The sequence below is a fragment of the Candidatus Frankia nodulisporulans genome, from assembly GCF_902806475.1.
GTDB lineage: Bacteria > Actinomycetota > Actinomycetes > Frankiales > Frankiaceae > Frankia > Frankia umida.
Genome location: NZ_CADCWS010000310.1, coordinates 1 through 4,337 on the forward strand (window position 1 = coordinate 1; position 4,337 = coordinate 4,337).

The following is a 4,337-nucleotide window of genomic DNA, read 5'->3' on the forward strand; positions in this document are numbered from 1 at the left end:
CAGGGCGCCCGCCGGTCCGGACGAGGCGCGGTCGCGATGCCGAGGGCTGCCAGGCTCGGCGCCGAGGGTTGTGCGGCCACATGCCGAGGGCTGTTGGGAAAACGGGGCCATCAGTCACCGAACAAGCCTCGGCATCAGGGGATTTCTGGCGGGCGTCGGCAAGTGGCCGGAAATCGACCGGGACATCCGTCCAATGTTCACTTTCCTGTCACCAGGGAGGCCACAGGAAACCGTTGGACGTTCATCCACCGGTAACTCCCAGGGGTACGTGCGGTGAACGCGACCGAGGTGAGACGGCACGGACCCGCGCGGGAGCGGAAGACCCGTACAGGGTCGTACGGAAAAGGACGTCCCGTACACATATTCTCGAGAGGCGGGGCAGGGGTCCGACAGCAGGCACCGAGCCGAACAGCCGACACCCAGGCACCACGCGCGATGGATCATCTGTGCACAGCGATTCTTGGAGATGTGGAGTGGCGCGAATCTTCGTCAGCCACGCTGGCTCCGACGGGGAGCTGGCCGACGAGGTCCACCAGAGGTTGTCCGAACGTCAGCATCAGGTTTTTCTCGCCCGCAACATCCGGGAGGGCATCCCGCCGGGTGATCTCTGGAAGGAACGGCTGCATCAGGAGCTACGGGCGGCCGACGCGGTTGTCTGTGTGCTCACCGATGCCTATAACGCGTCGCCCTGGTGCGCGTACGAAATCGGAATAGCACACGAGGTGGGCAGCCTGCTGGTGCCGCTGCGGGCACAGCCGGAGGCCTCCTCGCCGTTGTTGGACGACCGGCAGTACGCGGTGGCCGTCGACAATCCGCAGTGGGCCGCCGATCTGGATGTGGCGCTGCGGCGGATTGACGCGGCGGGCGGGCGGGGGGTGTGGGAGCGATCGCCGTTTCCGGGGCTGCGACCGTTCACCCGGGACATGGCGCGGGTCTTCTACGGCCGCGACGACGAGCTGCGCCGGCTCGCGCACCGGTTGCGGGCGCTCAGTGACCGTCGGCTGCTGCTGGTCGTCGGCGGGTCGGGGTGCGGGAAGTCGTCCCTGGTCAGCGCGGGGCTGACGGCACGGTTCAGCGAGGAGCCGGGGTGGATGGTGGCCGAGCCGTTCGTGCCGGGGCGTGATCCGACCCGCAAGCTGGCGTTGGCGCTGGCGAACGCCGCCGGTTCGGTGGGAGTGCCGTGGACGGCCACCGAGGTCGACCAGCGGCTGCGGGAGGAGCCGGGAGCGCTCGCGTCGATCACCGAGGAGCTGTTGGCGGCGGGCTCGGGTCCGTCCCGCGACCGGTTGCTGATCGTGGTGGATCAGGGCGAGGAGCTGTTCACCCGGACGCCGGCGCAGGCCCGCTCGCGGTTCGCGACGTTGCTCTCGGAGGGGCTCGGGGGGGCCGTTCGGGTGGTGGTCGCGGTGCGGTCGGAGTTTCAGGACCAGTGGTTCGCCGTGCCGGAACTACGAGGGGCGAACCTGCACGCGTTCCCGCTGCGTCCGTTGTCGCGCGAGATGTTCAGCGTGGTGATCACGGAGCCCGCGCGGGTGGCGGGGCTGCGGGTGGCTCCGGAGCTGGTCAGCCGGATGGTGGAGGACACCGAGGCCGGCGAGGCGCTGCCGCTGCTCGCGTTCACCCTGGAGGAGCTGGCCCGCGGGCTGTCCCGGGGAGATCTGCTCTCGGCTGCGCGGTATGACCAGCTGGGCGGGGTACGCGGAGCGCTGACCATCCGGGCCGACGCGGTGCTGGAGGAGGCGGTGACGGCGGCCCACCTGCCGCGGGAGGTGATTCTGGCCAGCATGGCCGAACTCGCCACGATCGACGAGGCCGGACGGCGCACCCGGCGCCGCGTCGACTTCGGGGAACTGTCCTCGGACGCGCTGCGGACGGCGTTCGGGGTGTTCGTCGACCAGCGGTTGCTGTCGACCCCGGCGGAAAGCCTCGGCACCACCGCGGTGGGGGTGGTCCATGAGGCGCTGCTGACGGCCTGGCAGCCGTTGGACTCGGCGATTCGGGAACGGGAGGCGGCACTGTTCACCGAGGGCCAGGTGGAACGGGCCGCCGCCGCCTGGGCTCGCGGCGGACCGTTGTGGGGGGCTGACCGGCTCACCGCGGCCACCACGGTGCTGTGGGGCGCGCACGGCCAGTTCGGCAAGGGCGCCGAACCCGTCGTCAACCTGAACCGGGCCGGCCGCCAGTTCCTCGCCGCCTGTAACCAGCGGGCCGAGAGCGAGGCCCGCCGTGTCCGGTTGCGGCGGCGGCGGGTGGTCAGCCTGCTGTCGATCGCGTTGGTGGTGGCGTTGACGGCCGCCGCGCTCGCCGCCGTGCAGACCGCCTACGCCCGTAACGCCCAGCGTGGCGCCGACCGGGCCCGCATCGCGACCCTGGCGCGGTCGCTGCTCACCGCCGCGGACGACATCCGCGGCACCGACCGGGTCAAGGCGCTGCGCCTGGCCCTGGCCGCCGCGGCTGTCCATCCCGACCTGGCCAGCCAGGAGAACCTGCTGCAGAGCCTCGCCGCCGACCCGACCGGCGTCATCACCGTCGGTGCCCCGGTGACGGCGCTGGCGTTCGTCCGCACCGATCGGGGCGAGATCCTGCTCGCCGCCGGTGCCGCGGACGCCTCGGTGCGCCTGTGGCTGCTGCGGGCCGACGAACCCGCCGCGGTGGGCAGCCCCCTGATCGGACTACACGGCCCCGTCACCGCCCTGCGGTTCACCGCCGACGGACGAAGCCTGACCGCGGACGACTCCCTGGGCACCACCCTCGCCTGGGATCTGACCGACCTCGCCGCACCCCGGCTGACCACCGATGAGCACCCCGGCCCCACCAGCCCCACCAGCCCTGCTTCCTCGGGCGCCACCATCTCGGGCGCCACCGCGGATGGGCTCCCATCGAGAGCGGCCGCCGCGCGGGATGAGGCGTTCGGTCCGCTGCTCGTGCCGTCCCGCGATCTGAGCATCCAGGTGGACGCCCGGCCCGAACGTGTCGCGGTGCCCCTGCGCCAGGTGACGTCGGCCGACCCTGCCCCGGCGGGCGACCAGCAGAGTGCCGAGGGCGACGCGGGGCCCGGTCCGGTGACGGGTGCGCTCACCGTGCGGCTGTGCTACGGCGGCGCAAAACCGGCGTTGGCCAAAGCCGACACCGATACCGGTGCGGTGCGGGCGGTGGCGTTCTCACCCGATCGCCGGATTCTGGCCAGTGCCGATGCGGGCCGCGGAGTACGGCTGTGGGCGACCGACCCGGATTCACTCGGCCGGCCGCGGGACGACACCGGTGATCCGAGCAGCTGGCCGAGACTGAAACCCATCGGGCAGCCACTGGCCGGGCACACCCTTTCCCCGCTGTCGCTCGCCTTCTCACCGGACGGAACGGTGCTGGCCTCCGGTGCCAATGACGGGACGATTCGGCTCTGGGATCTCACCGCGGTCCACGAATTCGTCGCGAAGAAGATCGTGGCCTACGCCTGCCAGCGCGCGGGCAGGGGGCTGGACGCGTCGTCGTGGCAGTACTACCTGCCGGGTGTGCGCTTTCGCGACCTCTGCTCGCCGTGACCGCAGTCAACCGACGGATACCCACCCGAGGAAGGCCCGCTCTGGCGAATACGCAGTAATGCCGCGGCCGGCGTCGTCGCGGCGGCCATGCTGGTCGCGGTGGTGACCGTGGCCATGCTGGTCGTGGTGGCCACGGTGGTCGTGGTGGCGGGTGGTCGGGAGCGCCATTCGGCGCGGGTAATGGCGTACACGTTGCTGGCCCGCCACGGGCCGACGTCGGCGACGCCGCGGAAAGTCATGCCGAGACGGTGGGCGATGCTGTTCATGCCGGTGTTGTCGCGATGGGTCGACGTGATCAGCTCGTCGACGGGGAGCCGTTCGAAGCCGAACTCCAGGGACGCGCGAATCGCCTCGGTTCCGAGGCCACGGCCCCAGTGGTCGCGGCGAATCGACACGGCGACCTCGATGCCGGGCCAGCCCTGCGCGATATAGGAGCCGGCGCGACCGAGGAACTCGCCGCTGCCCCGATCCTCGACCGCCCACATGCCGTGGCCGCGCAACGACCACATGCCGATCAGATGCGTGACGAGCCGCTCGGTGGCGTCCACCCCGAAGGGACCGTCAAGATAACGCATAGTTTCCGGGTCGGCGTTCATCGCCGCGTACGGAGCGAGATCCTCGGGCCGCCATCCCCGCAGGATCAGCCGCGAGGTGACGACGGTGGGTATGTCGCAGCGGCTCGGCACCCCGTAGGTCAGCGTCATGAAACGATGGTCCGCCTACCGGAGCCGGCAGGGAAGCACCCCGACGCAGATATACCCGGGAGTGCCGCCGGTTTCTGTCCGAATATTCCAGATC

General features: G+C 71.0%; 1 protein-coding gene and 1 pseudogene. One reads left to right on the top strand and one right to left on the bottom strand.

The window, feature by feature from the left end:
• Positions 1-473: 473 nt before the first annotated feature.
• On the top strand, positions 474-3,539 hold the full coding sequence (locus tag G6R24_RS18690; protein ID WP_163550494.1) for an nSTAND1 domain-containing NTPase: 3,066 nt from the start codon (positions 474-476) through the stop codon (positions 3,537-3,539).
• Positions 3,540-3,694: 155 nt separating this feature from the next.
• Here G6R24_RS18690 and G6R24_RS18695 read toward each other — a convergent pair.
• Positions 3,695-4,243: pseudogene (locus tag G6R24_RS18695) on the bottom strand (GNAT family N-acetyltransferase); the annotation flags it as partial.
• Positions 4,244-4,337 lie beyond the last annotated feature (94 nt).